This is a genomic window from Proteus sp. G4415 (genome assembly GCF_963896075.1).
GTDB lineage: Bacteria > Pseudomonadota > Gammaproteobacteria > Enterobacterales > Enterobacteriaceae > Proteus > Proteus mirabilis.
Window position 1 is genome coordinate 24,477 of sequence record NZ_CAWQOK010000084.1, and the last position, 17,757, is coordinate 42,233.

Genomic DNA, 17,757 nt, shown 5'->3' on the forward strand with positions numbered 1-17,757 from the left:
TCTCTTGTACTGTTCCTTTATCGCGTTATCCCTCCCCATAAGTGATAAAATACGCCCTTCCCTCCCGCCTGTTATATCACCATTTCTAATTCTTGGATAAATATCAAAATATTTTTTATTTCTATTTTTTATTATTCAATTCACGACTTTTTCTTCGTTTTTAGTACGTAGATGCTACAATCAGCAGTTAATGTTTTTTATTTATGCCATATTCTCTTTAATAAACAAATAATTAACTGACATAAATAACTCAATTTACACGCAACACACCATGGAGTTTATTATCATGAAGCCGGTTACGCTATCTACGCTCAATCGCTATAAACAAGAAAAGAAAAAGTTTGCCACTATCACGGCTTATGATGCTAGCTTTGCTCGTCTATTTGCCAATGAAGGTATTCCTGCCATGTTAATTGGTGATTCACTCGGTATGACACTACAAGGTCATGACAGCACATTACCTGTCACCGTTGAGCAAATTGCCTATCATACCCGTTGTGTAAGAGCAGGCGCCCCTAACGCTTTCTTAATTGCTGATATGCCTTTTATGTCTTATTCCACTCCAGAGCAAGCCTGTCTTAACGCAGCTATTTTAATGCAAGCGGGAGCGAATATGGTCAAAATTGAAGGAGGAAGCTGGCTTATTCCTACAGTCAAAATGCTCACTGAACGCGCAGTGCCTGTTTGTATTCACCTAGGCTTAACCCCTCAATCTGTTAATGTGTTTGGTGGCTATAAAGTACAAGGTCGAGAAGAAGCTGCTGCAGAGCAACTTAAGCAAGATGCTATGGCACTTGAAGCCGCAGGAGCACAACTAGCTGTATTAGAATGCGTCCCCGTTTCCGTAGCAAAAACTATTACCGGATCACTCAATATTCCCGTTATCGGCATTGGTGCCGGCAATGTCACTGATGGACAAATTCTTGTGATGCATGATTTATTAGGTCTAACACCTAATGCCCCTAAATTTTCTAAAAATTTCTTACAAGAAGCTGGCTCCTTACCCGAGGCTGTCAGACTGTATGTTCAACAAGTTGAACAAAAACTGTTCCCTCAAGAACAACACTCATTTAACTGATTTATCATTTAAATTCATTAAAATAGTTTAAAGGAGTCACGCTATGCTAATTATTGAAACAACGCTTATCTTACGCCGCGAAATTAAGCGACTAAAACAAGAAGGTAAACGCATTGCATTGGTTCCGACCATGGGCAACCTGCATCAAGGTCACCTAAAACTGATAGAAGAAGCGCGTATTCATGCTGATGTGGTTATCGCCTCTATTTTTGTTAATCCAATGCAATTCGATAGAGAAGCCGATTTAGCAAACTATCCACGAACCCTACAAGAAGATTGTGAGTTACTGCGCGATAAACATGTTGATATTGTCTTTGCCCCATCAGCGAAAGAGATGTACCCAAATGGGATGGAAAACCAAACGATTGTTGAGGTTCCAGTACTTTCTTCTGTGTTAGAAGGCGCTAGTCGCCCAGGACATTTCCGCGGTGTAACAACCGTTGTAAGTAAACTATTCAACCTTGTACAGCCTGATGTCGCGCTATTTGGTGAAAAAGATTATCAACAACTGCAGATCATAAAAAAAATGGTCAGTGATTTATGTTTTGATATCAGTATTATTCCAGTCCCTATTGTGCGTGATAAAACAGGATTGGCATTTAGCTCTCGAAATCGTTTGTTATCAGATAATGAAAAACAACAAGCCCCTGTGCTTTATCAAGCTATGCAACAGATAGCCGAGCAATTAAAATCGGGAGACCTTGATGTTAACCAACTATTACAAACTGCCAAAGCAACCCTTGAACAACAAGGCTTTCGTGCTGATGAATGTTTTATTTGTGATGCACAAACACTAGCACCACTTAGCGAAGAGAGCCGATGTGCCGTTATTTTAATGGCAGCTTGGTTGGGTAACACTCGTTTAATCGATAGCCAACAAGTTAGCTTAGTCTAATGCATAATTAAAAATAGGAAACACAACAATGCTACGCACCATGTTACAAGGCAAACTTCATCGCGTAAAAGTCACCCAAGCTGATCTTCACTATGAAGGCTCTTGCGCGATTGATCAGGATTTTATGGATGCCGCTGGTATTCTTGAAAATGAAGCCATTGATATTTATAACGTTGATAATGGTGAACGTTTCTCTACTTATGCCATTTGCGCAGAAAGAGGGTCTGGTATTATTTCTGTCAATGGCGCAGCCGCTCGCCGTGCTGCTGTAGGTGATCGCTTAATTATTTGCTCTTATGTGCAAATTCCAGATAGCGATGCGCGTAGCCATAAACCCAACATTGCCTATTTTGAAGGCGACAATGAAATGAAACGCATTGCTAAAGCCGTTCCCGTTCAAGTCGCTTAATCTGCCAATCCCCCTTACAAATGGAGGTTCCCTGTTTGTGAGGGGGTAATTCTGCCCTGCTAATTGTCTCGATTCAATACGCTAAAAGCGAGAGACAAAGCGCAAAAGCGTGTTTTTGCTCCCTTTTTTCTCGCATAACTTCCTGTAGCTTGTTATAAAACAGATAAATATTACCTAACAATGCTTAGCCTAATAAAAATATGATAAACGTTGCTCTCATCGATGATCACATTGTTGTGCGTTCTGGGTTTGCACAACTGCTAATGCTAGAGCCGGATATTAATATTGTCGGTGAATACGCAAATGGCCAAGAAGCTTGGCCCTATTTATTAAATGATAATATTGATGTGGCGGTGATGGATCTCTCTATGCCTGGAGAGAGTGGCCTACAATTACAAAGTCGATTAAAACAAAAACGCCCTGATTTTCGGACAATTATTTTAAGTATTTATGATACCCCCGCATTTGTACAAAGCGCTTTAGATTCCGGTGCCCATGGCTATTTAACTAAGCGCTGTGGTCCACAAGAGCTCGTTCAAGCAGTACGTGCTGTGTATCAAGGGGGCTGTTATCTCTGTGCTGATGCCATGAAAGCACTTCGACAGACACCAGAAAAAGAAGATGCTTTACATAGTTTAACCCCTCGCGAAAGAGAGATTTTTAATCTGCTAGTACAAGGTATTAATGTTAAAGCTATCGCCGTACAACTGAATCTCAGTCATAAAACGGTGCATGTTCATCGAGCCAATATACTGGGTAAATTGAACTGTGAAACAACCATTGATTTAGTCCATTTTGCATTAAACAACCAGTTAATCACCGGAACACTCTAACATGCAAAGAGGCGCACGTTTTTTTCTTCAATCTCTCTTTTTATTGTTGACCTACTCTTTACTCTGGTTGTCACTTTGGGTGATCAGTTTTTATCTTAGTCATAATGGTCAACAAGCCGCTCTTTTTTTACCTCAAGGCTTACGGCTAGCATTATTTATTTTACTTTGGCGACGTTTTTGGTTGCCGATGTTATTGGCCGAATGGGGGCTTTATTACTGGCTAACTCAACAGCAATTAATTACCCATGTAACTCTTTATCTCTCACCTTTAATCAGCTTATTGGTCGCACTAGAAGTACAACGGATCTGGTGGCGTTACCCACTTTATTGGCAACGGTTAACCTTACTTATCGCAGCGGTCGGATTTAATAGCCTATTACAAGCCTTTCTACTCAGTTTTTTTCTCACGACGTCCACCAGCGCAATATTTTTGACCTCAATAACAGGTGGTATTTTATTGGCTCCCTTTGTTTTTCTACTTTATGAATATTTACGCGAATTACAAAGTCGAGTATTAATCGCCGAAATCACCCCAGAGCCACCATTGCGTACCTCCTTATTAATGTGGGTATTCCTCTTTTGTCTTATTGGATTAAGTGCACAATTCTTTCTTACCCCAGAAATTGAACGCTTATTAGTTATTCTGGTTTTTATTCCTAATGTTTTTATGGCTTATCGTTATGGTTGGCAAGGGGGCGTATTATCCGCGTTGTTAGGTAGTTTAATGATTACCTTTGCTAGACAAGTAAATGGTGCTTTTGCCGATTTGCATGAATTAGAGATGTTTTTAACAACCCAAGCCTTAATTGGTATTGGTTTAGGTATTGCTATTAGTCGCCAGCAACAACTTGCCAATAATTTACGTCATTATCAGCTACGTTTAGAGCAAGAGTTACAAGCACGCCGAGCGTTGATGGAACAACTAGTACATACCGAAGAAGATGTTAAAAAAGCCATTGCTCGTGAATTACATGATGAAATTGGACAAAATATTACAGCTATTCAAATTCAGTCAATGTTAGTAAAAAGAAGTGCAGATAACGATAAAACACGCCAGTCAGGCGAGCAAATTGAGCGATTAGCCCAACAAATACATCAATCTACCCGACAACTGCTACGCCAACTAAGGCCGCCTATTTTAGAAGAGATGTCATTAGAGAAGGCTCTACACCATTTAATTGATGAGTTCTCATTTCATGAAAATGGTATTCACTGTCATTTTCATTATGCTCTTGAAACAGAGCCTGAAAGCGACACCATTATTTTTACACTCTACCGATTAGTGCAAGAACTACTCAATAATATCAGCAAACACGCTAATGCCAGTGAAATCCACATTTCGCTTACTCAACATCAAGCACAATTACGACTGGTTGTTCATGATAATGGTATTGGCATTTTGCCTACACAACCTAATAACGGTTTTGGGCTACGAGGTATTGAAGAGCGGATCTGCGCATTGGGGGGAGAATGGGAAGTAATTAGTCAGCTTGGTACTAAAATAATTGTTAACTTACCCACAAATTCAATAGAAAAGCGTGAAAACTAGGAATTAGTCTTAGTCATCTACAACCTTCTCTCATTCTTTTTAACTGCATTTTTCTTACATTGGCAATATCAGAGAGGATGTTATGTTAGGTAAAAATTTGGCATCAATAAATAAGACCTATGATTTTTGGCGTAAAAATTTAATGTTGTCGATGATCATTGGCTATGCCACGTTTTACCTGACTCGTAAAAGCGTCAATTTTGTGATGCCCGTTATGCAAACGGAACTGCATCTAGATAAAGGTGATATTGGCTGGATAGCCAGCCTGTTTTATCTCACTTATGGTCTATCAAAATTTCTCTCTGGTATTTTCCATGACCAATACGGCTACCGTTGGTTTATGGGCGCAGGTCTGGTAATGACAGGGGTGATGAATATTATTTTTGCCTACTGTTTATCCTTTCCTGCCTTGCTTTTAGTCTGGGCACTTAATGGTTTCTTTCAAGGATGGGGTTGGCCCCCTTGTGCAAGGTTACTCACCCATTGGTATTCACGTAATGAACGCGGTTTCTGGTGGGGATTATGGAATATCTCCATCAATCTTGGCGGGATGAGTATTCCCCTTTTAACCGCTTGGTTGGCAACCCATTTTAGTTGGCAAATAGCCTTAGTTATTCCCGGCCTAATAGGCATTGTTATGGGGTTATGGCTTTGTATGCAACTAAAAGGAACACCAGCAGAAGAAGGGTTACCCACAGTAGGTGTATGGCGGCGCGATATTTTTGAATTACGTCAAGAGCAAGTATCGCCTCCGACCCCTATGTTAACCATTTTGAAAGAAAGCATCTTATTTAACCGAATGATCTGGTTACTAGGTTTTTCTTATATTTTAATTTATCTCATCCGTATGGCGATAAATGATTGGGGAAATATTTGGTTATCAGAAACCCATGGCGCTAACTTGTTAAGTGCTAATGCCATTCTTTCTCTTTTTGAGATGGGTGGATTGTTAGGCGCGTTATGTTCAGGCTGGGGCTCGGATTTATTATTCCGTGGCCAACGAGCACCAATGATATTGCTGTTTTCACTCGGGCTTTTTATCGCAGTAACAGCACTTTGGCTAATGCCAATTCATCATTATGCATTGCTTGCAGCCTGTTTTTTCAGTATCGGTTTTTTTGTGTTTGGACCACAGATGTTAATCGGACTTGCTGCCACAGAATATTGTCATAAAAACGCAGCAGGTACGGTAACAGGCTACTTGGGATTGTATGCCTATTTAGGGGCTGCAATAGCAGGTTGGCCATTAAGTCAGGTCATGGCGCATTATGGTTGGACTGGGATGTTTGTATTATTAACCAGTGCTGCGGCCTTAATGGGACTACTACTAATGCCATTGCTGATCGCTGATGTCAGTAAACGTGAGCATTTAGTTGGCCCACTTTCATTTTCCGATGACGACACATTTAAAAGGTTCTGAACATGAAACTGAAAACTCTCTCTACACTTGTTGCCGCCGGCTTAGCTCTTTCTACGGTAAGTTTATCCACCAGTGCTGCGGGTCGCTTAGTGGTTTATTGCAGTGCCACAAATGCGATGTGTGAAGCTGAAACTAAAGCTTTTGCTGAAAAGTATGATGTTAAAACCACTTTTGTTCGTAATGGCTCCGGCAGTACATTAGCGAAAATAGAAGCAGAAAAACGCAATCCGCAAGCTGATGTTTGGTATGGCGGAACAATGGATCCTCACTCACAAGCGGGTGAAATGGATCTGCTAGAGCCTTATGTATCCGCCAATCTTGATCAGATCATGCCACAATTTCGTGATCCGGCTAAACGCAAAGGAAACTACTCTTCTGCGGTTTATGTCGGTATTCTAGGTTTTGGTGTCAATAAAGATCGTTTAAAAGAGAAAGGTCTACCTATTCCGACCTGTTGGAAAGATTTAGTCAAACCTGAATACAAAGGTGAAATTCAAATCGCTGATCCACAAAGTTCAGGCACTGCATACACTGCATTAGCAACTTTCGATCAATTATGGGGAACAGAGCAAGCCTTTGATTATCTGAAAAAACTAAATACCAATATCTCTCAATATACTAAATCAGGTATTGCACCAGCGCGTAACGCCGCCCGTGGTGAGGCCGCGATTGGTATCGGCTTCTTACACGACTATTCACTCGAAGTTGAAAACGGGGCACCACTAGAGCTTATCTCACCTTGTGAGGGCACAGGTTACGAAATTGGCGGTGTCAGTATCATCAAAAATGCCCGTAATATGGATAACGCTAAGTTATTTGTAGACTGGACACTCTCTAAAGAAGCACAAGAAATTAGTTGGAAAGAGGGTAAATCTTACCAAATTCTCACCAATACCACGGCTGAATCTTCCCCGATGGCTTTGAAATTATCAGACTTAAAACTGATTAACTACGACATGGATAAATATGGCGATAGTGATGTTCGTAAAGAGCTGATAAATAAATGGGTTACCGAAGTAAAAATGGGTAAATAGCCTATCAATAGGGCGAGAGATGCTCTCGCTCTTTTTTTTACATAATAATAATGAGCTTTACTGTCGGGGGATTTATGTCTCACACACTCGCTTTGTCTGAAAAAAAGAGGTGGGATCCCATATTTTTATGGATCCTGATTGCATGGATGGCATTTATATTAATGCCTTCATGGAGCCTTGATTATGGTCTATTTGATTCTACCGCAGATGAATTACTTACCTCTTATGGCTGGAGTAACTTAAATATCAGTCTGCTCTGGTTTTTACTTCCCAGCATACTATTAATTCGTCCTTTACATCCTGTAGGGCGAGAAAATCGTATTCGTCACTATTTTGATGCAAGTTTTGCCTTTTTCTGCGCCTTTATCACTATTGTTACCGCAACGATGGAAGGTCGTGGTCTGGGTTATTCGGTTATCGTGCTATTTATTTCATTAGGAATGATAGCCAAGCATGCTTTAACACGCTTAGAGTGGTTAGGGGGTGATAGCTTTGTGATTGGCTCATTAATCACAGTTGTCGCCTTAATCGGTGTTTTTATTATCTTTCCAAGTGTCGCTATCTTTATTCCGATGTTTCAAGATAGTGCTGGCAATTTTGCCCCCTTTGAATTTATTGCCATTCTCAGCCAAGCCCATATTGTTCAGGTGATGATCAATTCAATCTTACTGTCTATCGCAGTTGGTATTGGCTGTACTTTTTTTGGTTTGATCCTCGCCATTTATACATCACGTATTGCAGTAAGATCAGCGATTATTGGTCGAGTATTTTCTATTTTACCTATTGTCACTCCCCCTTTTGTTGTGGGTTTAGGTGTGACCTTGATGATGGGACGTTCAGGTTATATCACTGAATTTTTGGCAACTTATGCAGGTTTAGAAAATACCAACTGGTTATATGGCTTTACGGGAATTTGGCTTGCACAAGTACTTGCCTTTACCCCTATGTCTTTTATGATCTTAGATGGTGCAATTAAAACAATCCATCCGTCATTAGAAGAGGCTTCTTATACCCTTAGAGCTAATCGCTACCAAACATTCTTTCATGTTTTTATGCCGTTACTAAAACCAGCATTAGCCAATGCCTTTTTGATCGTTATAGTGCAATCACTGGCTGATTTTAGTAACCCATTGGTGCTAGGTGGCAACTTTGACGTGATTGCCACTCAAATTTATTTCTATATCACCGGCTCTCAACTTGATTACCAAGCAGCAAGTACGTTAGGTGCTTCACTGTTGGTATTCTCATTATTAGTGTTCTGCATTCAATATATGTGGATTGGCAAACGCTCATATGTCACGGTGTCAGGTAAATCCTATCGTGGTGATGTTCAACCATTACCCACCTCCTTAGTAACCTTTGTCACTAGTGTGCTGGGTATTTGGGTTATCTTTAATATCTTACTCTATGGCAGCATTTTCTACGGCAGTTTTACGGTTAACTGGGGAGTGGATTACACCTTAACCTTTGATAACTTTATTAAATTATTTGGTCAAGGGATGAGCGATGGCGCATGGCCATCATTACTTGATACCTTACTTTATGCGGGTATCGCAGCACCTATTACCGCTATTTTAGGGCTTTTGATCGCCTATATTGTCGTGCGCCAAGATTTTAAAGGTAAAAAGAGTATCGAATTTACGACCATGCTCTGTTTTGCCGTTCCCGGTACTGTTGCGGGTGTCTCTTATATCTTGGCATTTAATGATTCGCCGTTTTATTTAACAGGAACGGCAGCCATTGTGATTATCTCAATGACCATGCGTAACGTGCCGGTGGGAATACGAGCGGGTATTGCAGGATTGGGGCAAATCGATAAATCGTTGGATGAGGCGTCATTAAGTTTAAGAGCAAATTCAATGCGAACTATTTTGTATGTGCTATTGCCTTTATTACGCCCCGCGATTTTATCCGCTTTAATTTATAGTTTTGTCCGCGCAATAACCACCGTCAGTGCGATTGTATTCTTAGTCACCCCTGAAACTCGCGTTGCTACCGCTTATATTTTAAATCGTGTTGAAGATGGTGAATACGGCGTCGCAATTGCCTATGGCTCGATTTTAATCATCGTGATGTTGGCTATTATTTTCTTATTTGACTATTTGATTGGCGAAGCCCGTGTTTCACGCTCTAAAGCCAAAAATGCACAGTAATACGGAGTATAAATCATGACACAATCACATTTCGTTGAACTGAAAAATATTGTTAAGCGTTTTGGTACAAACACGGTAATTGACACGCTCAGTTTATCTATTCCTCAAGGAAAAATGGTTTCGTTATTGGGGCCATCAGGTTGCGGTAAAACGACAGTATTACGCTTAGTAGCTGGATTAGAAAAACCGACAGAAGGTAAAATTTTTATTGATGGTGAAGATGTTACTGATCGCTCAATCCAACAACGTGATATTTGTATGGTGTTTCAGTCTTACGCCCTGTTCCCTCATATGTCTTTAGGTGACAACATTGGTTATGGCTTAAAAATGTTAGGTCTCCCAAAGGCAGAGATCAAACAGCGAGTGGCAGAGGCTCTAGCGTTGGTAGATTTAGCAGGATTTGAAGATCGTTTTGTCGATCAGATTTCAGGCGGTCAGCAACAACGAGTGGCATTAGCTCGTGCTTTGATCTTAAAACCCAAAGTGCTGTTATTTGATGAGCCATTAAGTAATCTGGATGCTAACTTGCGCCGTAGCATGAGGGAGAAAATTCGTGAATTACAACAACAGTTTAATATCACCTCCCTGTATGTTACCCATGACCAAAGTGAAGCTTTTGCCGTTTCCGATATGGTGTTAGTGATGAATAAAGGCAAAATAATGCAATTAGGTTCACCACAAACTTTATATCGCCAACCGGCCTCTGAGTTTATGGCAAGTTTTATGGGAGATGCCAATCTCTTCCCTGCTACTCTAGGGGCTGATTATGTTGATATTTTTAATTATCGCTTACCTCGCCCCGAGAACTTTAACAGCAACAAAACCGAAATTAGAGTGGGTGTCAGACCTGAAGCTATTACCTTATCTCAACAAGGTGAAGCTTGTCAGCAATGTACAATAATCCATGTCGCCTATATGGGACCACAATATGAGGTGACTGTTGCATGGCAAAATCAAACATTGTTATTACAAGTGAATGCAACCCAACTTCAACCTAATGAAGGTGATAGCTATTATCTACAAATCCATCCTTATGGGATGTTTATCTTAGAATAATGGCTTTTATTTTAGTGAGTGAGGCACCCAATGGGTGCCTCTTTTTTTATCGTTATAAACTACAGCATCTTCCCCTGATGTGACATCCTGGTGTAAATACAGAAGTGATATTACAGATAAGCTTATAATCTTATCCTTTTGTTTTATAATGTTATTATTTGTTTTATTGTTATATGGTTGCTATTCCCCTTGCGCAAGATATTTTTGCATTTCATCAGTTGGCACCATACCGCCCCCCGTCGCCCATACTAAATGCGTCGCATTGTGCATTTTTTGACTATCAAGTAATAAACCTTGTAGATAGTCTTTAGCTTGAGAAACATGAATAGCCCCTGTCATTCCTGCTAAAGCGGAAGGCTCTAGCTGGATCCCTTCTTCTTTGTTTAACAAGCTCAATAAGTTATATAACTCTTGATCATCAATGGTGTAATAGCCATCAATCAAACGCTCCATTGCCCGTCCAACAAAGCCAGAGGCTCTACCTACCGCCAAACCATCAGCAGCAGTAATATTGTCGATACCCACTTCTTGAACAGAAATACCATCATGTAACTGGGTATACACCCCAAGTAACATACAAGGAGAATGGGTTGGCTCAGCAAATAGACAATGTACTGCATCACCAAATGCCAGTTTTAACCCAAAAGCGACACCACCAGGCCCTCCACCTACACCACATGGCAGATAGACAAACAGAGGATGTTCACTATCGACCGGAATATTAAGCGTTTCAAATTGATGTTTTAAACGTAATCCAGCGACGGCATAACCCAAGAATAATGTTTTTGAATTTTCATCATCAATAAAGAAACAACGAGGATTTTTTTCTGCCTCTTTACGTCCTTGTTCAACCGCAATACTGTAATCTTGCTCATATTCCACAACATTAACACCATGAGCGCGTAGCTTGTCTTTTTTCCATTGACGAGCATCCGCAGACATATGAACACTAACGCTAAAGCCCAGTTTTGCACTCATAATGCCAATCGACATTCCTAAGTTACCCGTGGAGCCGACGGCAATACTGTATTGGCTAAAAAATTTGCGGAATTCATCAGAAAATAATTTTTCATAATTATCCTCTGTGGTTAGAAGCCCGGCCTCTATGGCTAATTTTTCAGCGTGAGTGAGCACTTCATAAATCCCCCCGCGCGCTTTAATTGAACCAGAAATAGGTAAGTGGCTGTCCTTTTTCAAACGCAATTGTCCCTCAATAAGGGTGTTATAGCGCTTTTCTAGTGCCCCTTTCATTTGAGGGATATCCACAACGGCTGATTCGATGATCCCCTCAGTTGATGCGGTTTCTGGAAAGGCTTTCATTAAATAAGGTGCAAAACGTTGTAATCTTGCCTGTGCATCCATCACATCATTTTGCGTTAAACCTACATAAGGAAGTCCCTGGTCAGTTGAGGTAACATTGGGGTTAAACCAAACCACCTCTTTTAAATCCACTAAATCACGTACCAGTGGATAATCATTTTTTAATTTATTTATATCTATCGTGGTCATCGTCATTCTCTTTTATATGACAAAAGAAAGCATAAAAGTGCCCCCTAATGCCACAAATGAAGCAATAAAGGTCGCGATACTATAAAAACGGAAAGTTTCGCTTAATGTGGCATTACAATACTGTTTTACTAACCAAAATAGGGAGTCTGTGACAATCGTACAGCCAATAGCCCCAGAGCCAATTGCCAATGTAATAATTTCAGGGCTAATATCTGGATACATTGGCATTAATGGTGCAACGATAGCGGTCGCCCCCATCATAGCAACCGTTGCTGATCCTACTGCTGCATGCAGAATAATCGCTACTAGCCAAGCTAATAAAATAGGATGCATATCCAAATTAGAGAGGATCACCGCCAATGAATCGCTTAAACCACTCCCTTTTAAAATGCCGTTAAATGCGCCCCCAGCACCAATAATTAACAAAATATTGGCAATAGAGCTAAAACTATCTTCTGTTTTTTTCAATAGGGTACTCATGCCCATATTACGGCGAATACCTAAAATATAGTAAGCAACAAAAGCAGCAATAAACATTGCAGTAATCGGGTTACCAATAAATTGTAATGCAATATAAACCGAAGTGCCTTTTTCCATATTAAGCTCTGCGGCGGTCTTAATCAGCATCAGAACAATAGGTAATAAAACCGTAAATAATGTCGCCCCAAGTGAAGGTAAATCTTTTTCTTGACGAATTTCCATATCAGAAAATGCTTCTGGTACGGTTTTAAAAGGTAAGCGCTCACCCAATACTTTTAAGAAAAGAGGCCCGCCCACTAATGAGGCTAATAATCCAACAGCAAGACCGGCAACGATCACCGTTCCCATATCTGCCCCTAACTCATTAGTGACAAAAAGCGCTGCAGGGTGTGGAGGAACAATACAATGCACGGCCATTAATGCAGTACATAAAGGGATGGCGAGTTTTAATAATGAGGTGTTTGTTTTTTTAGCAATAGAGAATGCTAATGGAATAAGTAGCACCACCCCTACTTCAACAAACAGGGTAATACCACAAATCAGTCCCACCAATACCATAATAACATCCGGTGATAACCAACGGCATTTTTGTAAAGTGATACCGATGCGCTCTGCCGCCCCCGATATTTCCATCATCTTACCGAGAATAGTACCCAAACCAATAATGGCGGCTAAAAATCCCAGCGTTCCCCCAATCCCATTTTCAATTGCACTGACCATTTCTAATGGGTTCATTTTCATTGCCATACCGACAAAAAAACTGGCAAGTAGTAGTGCTAAAAATGGATGAAACTTAAGTTTTATTATAGTAAAAACAATGAGCAAGATACTTATAATCAGAGTACCTAGTACCCATAGTGTCGGTTCCATAGATCAATCCCTAATTTTTATTTATTGTTAAACATATTGAATATTAATCATTCGACACTTACAAATGATGAAAATAGATACTAAGATGAATTCAATTAAGCCAAATAGGTGATCAGATGCACAAATATTTATCATTTAGATTTCATCTTGGCTATCTTTCACCTTAACATTAACTTGATTATTACCTTACGTTACTAATAATAATTAAATGAGAATAAAAAATGTTTGGATCTTCTAACGTGATCTTGAGAAATAAGCGCTTATCCAGTTATCAATTAGCACGACTTCACACTTTTGAAGCAACGGGACGGCATTTATCATTCGCTTTAGCCGCAGAGGAATTGTCCTTGACGCCTAGCGCGATCAGCCATCGTATTAATACACTAGAGAAAGAATTAGGGATAAAGCTATTTAATCGCTTTCATCGGCGTATTGAATTAACCGAAGAAGGTGAACGTATTTATTGGGCATTGAAAAAAACACTTGAAGATATTAATCAAGAGATTTTAGATATCTATAATCAAGAAATATCTGGCGTATTAACGGTGTATTCTCGCCCTTCTATTGCGCAATGTTGGCTTGTACCTCGTATTTCTGATTTTACTCAACGCTATCCTTCTATTGAATTAAACTTACTTACTGGCAATGACGATATTAATTTTCGTGGTTATGGTATCGATCTCGCTATCTATTTCGATGATAAACACCTGAAAAATCTCTATTGTGAAGATTTAATCTCAGAATCAATTATTCCTGTTTGTAGCCCTGAATATGCTGCTCGCCATGAATTAGTAGGTAATATCCATCACCTTGCTAATTGTACTTTGTTACATGATAGACAAGCTTGGAGTAATAACTCTGATTTTGATGAATGGCGCGCTTGGAGTGAATATATGGGATTAGGATTATTTCCAAATAAAAGTAATATTTGTTTTGATCGCTCTGATTTAGCTGTTATTGCTGCCGTTAATCATTCCGGTGTCGCAATGGGGCGTAAACGCTTAATTCAAAAACAACTCGCAAATAATGAATTAATAGTCCCTTTTGATAATTGTGAGTTTTTTTGTGCACAACGCTATTATCTGGTTACCCGCGATGAAAAGAGTAACGCTAAAGTACAGCTTTTTATTCAATGGCTGAAAAAACAGATCTTACAAGGGATGTGATCTGACAAAATAAAAAAGAGATCGGTTTAATCTAAACCGATCTCTTACTCATTGGATGATGGTGATGAAATTAATCCGCTAAAAAGTGTTTATCTTCAAGGACAATTAATGGCTCAATATCACTGTCTTTTTTTATCACTAATGTAGGATCAGAGCGTAAGCAACAACCACCATAATGTCCATCTACCGTAAAGGTACAAACCTGAATATATCGGTTAGACACTTTTGGTAAACACCATAACTCTTGATAAATATTTTCTTGATGTTCAAATTGACCACTGGTTTCACCTAATACATTTTCTTGGTGATCAACTAAACCAATATTACTACCACAGCGCCCAGCAATAGGCTTAACTGCATAACCACTCTGCGACAAACGTGGGGTTAAAGTGAACTCAGTATCAAGTAGATAAGGATTATCTGGGAAAAGTTGCCACAAAATAGGTAATATCGCTTTATTACTTGGAATAAGTGTCCAAAGAGGTTCAAAAACCGTGATTTCAGGGCGTAAAAGAACATCAACTAAACGAACTTCTCCCGCCGGATCACCAATACGAATAGGAATAAGTGACTGTTGTTCACTCTCTTCTCTTAGTTGATCTAACGCGGTTTCCCAAGCCCATGTTTTCCATACACATTCAACAATACGTTTATCACCATCAATTAACTGACCACGACTATTCCAATGCAGCTCTTTTAGTCCACGCAGAATTTTGCTGCTATAACCGGCTTTAGTCAGTGCTTGTTGCATAAAGCGAGCATGATAATCTTCTTCATTATCATCATCTTGAAGAATATGTACAAATGGCTTCGCATCACTGTGTTTCCAAGCATCTGATAACGCATCTAATAGACGTTCACCCGGGTTATAACCTGCTTTAATGCCACCCTGTTTAGCCCATTTTTCAATAATTAATCCGGCTTCAGTATGGCAAGATGCAGAATCAGCGTTATATTCATACACCTTGATACCGCGCTCATCCATACAAAAATCTAACCGTCCAGTGATCATTTGATGACGTCTATTTTGCCATGATAGGCGGATACGGGGCCATAACACTTCAGGGATCGCAAATAAACGCAGTAAATTATCGTCTTTCAGCACTTTTTCCGTTGCATGCAGATACATCAAATGCATTTCATTGCTAGCACGTATAAGTTCATGCTCAGCACTTTCTGAAATGGTGAAATATTCATAGCTGTCTTGATTAATCGTATGACCGTGCTGTGCTAGCACATAGGCTTTTTCTAACGGATCGCTTTCATCTAGCCATTTTCCAGCAAATTGCCCCTTGTTGGCTAATTTGGCCTCATGAATAGCTAACAATTCAGGGGCAACTTTAGGTTGAGGTAAACTGTAGGCATTAGGTTCTGTTTGGATCATCCAACCTAGCAAGGTGGTATTATCAAAGGTATCTTCGATAAAATAGCCATTATCACTCACTTTAAGTGGTAACTCTCGTGTCCATTGTTGACCTCGCGGTAACCTAGTGTGGATCACATTTTGTTCTGCAATACGGATTTTATCTTCTAATACTTCGGTAATAACCGCCACATGACCGGTGACTTTAAACTCTCCCCCTTCTTGCCAAATAAGCAACGCTCCTACCGTCGGTGGCTGTTTGCTGCCATTTGCAAAAGCTTGCAAGGGTAAAATATCGTCATCAATCGTTCTTCGTAAGAAACGTAACGAGAAGATCTCATAGGCCATTCCCACATCAGTAAAAACAACCCCGTAATGTAAATAGAGAAAACGGCGTGCAAATTCAACACATTGCCACTTATGCCCCATATACTCATTACCAATATAACTACGGAATGAATCATTGGCGGCATAATCTTCTTTATCTATACTGCTGTAATCTGAAGAGTAAATCGCAACACCACCAGGTGCATAACCGAGTAATGTTCCAAATGGTTCATGACGAATGATCTCTTTTACATTCATAATCTCGACCTTGACGATAATTAGATAATGACTCTGTAATACTTATAATCACCATGTATTATAAGTAACCATCTTAACGCTATCGTCTATCTGATGTGAATGTAAATTTATCAATTTAGATAAAGTAAAAATAATCGAGTTGATTCGATGACATAAAGCTGATTGCGGATTTGACCTGACAAAAAAACTCAAAAATAGTCTGTTATAAATAATATATAACGCCTATTTTTGAGTGTAATCAGTCAAAGAGGTGTTTATCATTTGTTATTCTCCTTTCTTATTTACTCCTTCTCAATCATAAATGCGAGTCTATATAAGTAGAAAAATTGCGTTTATACAATATATAGCACTCTCTATCAAAAAAATGCCGTTTTTCATTCTGCCAAAGTAATTTTTTTTAACATAGGATAAAAAATTAATTATCAATAATAATTTTGTGACTATAAATAATTTACTCAACTAACCGATAACAAAAAGTATGAATTTGACTCATTCAAGTAGGAGAGCTTGAGCTCGTTAAAATTCAGCTTAAAAAACATTGATATTTAATGAAATATTATCAGTAGTTGATAGGAGGAAAGAGGTCACCAATGTCAAAAGTTTATCCTATTTCTCAAATTATTGGACATAAAATTCGCCAACAGCGCCAACACTTACGTTTATCCGCTAAAGCAGTGGCTGAAAGAGTCGGCGTTAGCCAACAGCAATTTTCACGCTATGAGAATGGGCTATGTAAAATTGATGTTGATATGCTCTTCCTTATTGCTAAAGAATTAAATGTTACACCAACCGCTTTTCTTCCTTCACCGCTTAATGAAGATCCTATCGCTTCTTCAAGCGCTGTCACCCAATCTAAGCTATTTTGGAGCGCACAGAGTCAAATTTAATGACCTAAATAACCGTTAATTAGGATCTATAGTGAATTTTTTCGCAAAAGGTATTATTTTGCATTTTTCAATATAAATACAAGTTAGTAACTCCCCCACCTTGTTGAACAGCACCCAAAAAATTGGGCTCTTTTAATCCAAATTGAAGGGTGCTTATTTAAAAAAGCGAATCGCCTTTATTCAACAGAAAAAACAAAACAGATAATGTCGTTTTGCTCCAATTTAATTAATGCCTCATTGAGTCATTAGGTTATTTTTTTGCTAAAATAAAAATAGTTATCTAATAACATCTGAACTCACTTAATAACCATAACATTAAAAAGTGGTAAAAATATGAACAACAACAACGACGAACTCAATAATGCTCTATATCGAGTCGCTTTAGTGTTAGATAAAGGGCTTGAATCAACAAGAGAACTAGCAGCTGGTTATGTAGAAACAATGGGATTGGGGTTTGATAGATCTGTTAG

The 17,757-nt window shown here is 39.3% G+C and carries 14 protein-coding genes; 11 read left to right on the plus strand and 3 right to left on the minus strand.

Annotation, left to right across the window (positions count from 1 at the left end):
- The first annotated feature begins 286 nt into the window (after positions 1 to 286).
- From panB to fbpC, 9 genes are all read left to right on the plus strand, one after another.
- Positions 287 to 1,078, plus strand: coding sequence for a 3-methyl-2-oxobutanoate hydroxymethyltransferase (gene panB, locus AACU95_RS10205; RefSeq protein WP_004247283.1), 792 nt, complete (start codon positions 287 to 289; stop codon positions 1,076 to 1,078).
- A gap of 43 nt (positions 1,079 to 1,121) precedes the next feature.
- Positions 1,122 to 1,973 (plus strand): pantoate--beta-alanine ligase, encoded by an 852-nt coding sequence (gene panC, locus AACU95_RS10210; protein WP_004252507.1) that lies wholly within the window; start codon positions 1,122 to 1,124, stop codon positions 1,971 to 1,973.
- Positions 1,974 to 2,001: 28 nt separating this feature from the next.
- Positions 2,002 to 2,382, plus strand: a complete 381-nt coding sequence (gene panD, locus AACU95_RS10215; protein WP_004247282.1) for an aspartate 1-decarboxylase — start codon at positions 2,002 to 2,004, stop codon at positions 2,380 to 2,382.
- A 200-nt stretch (positions 2,383 to 2,582) separates the two neighbouring features.
- Positions 2,583 to 3,215 carry a response regulator transcription factor gene (locus AACU95_RS10220; RefSeq protein WP_004245006.1) on the plus strand — a complete coding sequence of 211 codons (633 nt, stop codon included), beginning with the start codon at positions 2,583 to 2,585 and terminating at the stop codon, positions 3,213 to 3,215.
- A 1-nt stretch (position 3,216) separates the two neighbouring features.
- A complete protein-coding gene (locus AACU95_RS10225) occupies positions 3,217 to 4,764 on the plus strand; it encodes an MASE1 domain-containing sensor histidine kinase (RefSeq protein WP_004245007.1) in 1,548 nt (515 codons plus the stop codon).
- Between the two features lie 82 nt (positions 4,765 to 4,846).
- Entirely contained in the window at positions 4,847 to 6,184 is a 1,338-nt protein-coding gene (uhpC, locus tag AACU95_RS10230; RefSeq protein WP_017827405.1) for an MFS transporter family glucose-6-phosphate receptor UhpC, read from the plus strand.
- A 2-nt stretch (positions 6,185 to 6,186) separates the two neighbouring features.
- Positions 6,187 to 7,218, plus strand: coding sequence for an ABC transporter substrate-binding protein (locus tag AACU95_RS10235; protein WP_004245009.1), 1,032 nt, complete (start codon positions 6,187 to 6,189; stop codon positions 7,216 to 7,218).
- A 74-nt stretch (positions 7,219 to 7,292) separates the two neighbouring features.
- A complete protein-coding gene (locus tag AACU95_RS10240) occupies positions 7,293 to 9,371 on the plus strand; it encodes an ABC transporter permease (RefSeq protein WP_004252510.1) in 2,079 nt (692 codons plus the stop codon).
- 15 nt (positions 9,372 to 9,386) lie between these two features.
- On the plus strand, positions 9,387 to 10,427 hold the full coding sequence (fbpC, locus tag AACU95_RS10245) for a ferric ABC transporter ATP-binding protein (RefSeq protein WP_062814446.1): 1,041 nt from the start codon (positions 9,387 to 9,389) through the stop codon (positions 10,425 to 10,427).
- 180 nt (positions 10,428 to 10,607) lie between these two features.
- Here fbpC and AACU95_RS10250 read toward each other — a convergent pair whose 3' ends face one another.
- Together AACU95_RS10250 and dsdX are read right to left on the minus strand one after the other, a co-directional pair.
- Positions 10,608 to 11,936, minus strand: coding sequence for a D-serine ammonia-lyase (locus AACU95_RS10250; RefSeq protein ID WP_202608863.1), 1,329 nt, complete (start codon positions 11,934 to 11,936; stop codon positions 10,608 to 10,610).
- Positions 11,937 to 11,948: 12 nt separating this feature from the next.
- Positions 11,949 to 13,286 carry a D-serine transporter DsdX gene (gene dsdX / locus AACU95_RS10255; RefSeq protein ID WP_004245014.1) on the minus strand — a complete coding sequence of 446 codons (1,338 nt, stop codon included), beginning with the start codon at positions 13,284 to 13,286 and terminating at the stop codon, positions 11,949 to 11,951.
- 221 nt (positions 13,287 to 13,507) lie between these two features.
- Between dsdX and dsdC the strand changes: the two genes are divergently transcribed.
- On the plus strand, positions 13,508 to 14,452 hold the full coding sequence (dsdC, locus tag AACU95_RS10260) for a DNA-binding transcriptional regulator DsdC (protein ID WP_004245015.1): 945 nt from the start codon (positions 13,508 to 13,510) through the stop codon (positions 14,450 to 14,452).
- Positions 14,453 to 14,522: 70 nt separating this feature from the next.
- Here dsdC and gss read toward each other — a convergent pair whose 3' ends face one another.
- The gene (gene gss, locus AACU95_RS10265; RefSeq protein WP_012367498.1) at positions 14,523 to 16,400 is read right to left on the minus strand and encodes a bifunctional glutathionylspermidine amidase/synthase; all 1,878 of its coding nucleotides are present in this window, start codon (positions 16,398 to 16,400) and stop codon (positions 14,523 to 14,525) included.
- A gap of 590 nt (positions 16,401 to 16,990) precedes the next feature.
- On the opposite strand from gss, the gene AACU95_RS10270 reads away from it, so the two are divergent.
- Entirely contained in the window at positions 16,991 to 17,287 is a 297-nt protein-coding gene (locus AACU95_RS10270) for a helix-turn-helix domain-containing protein (RefSeq protein ID WP_004245017.1), read from the plus strand.
- Positions 17,288 to 17,757: the final 470 nt, after the last annotated feature.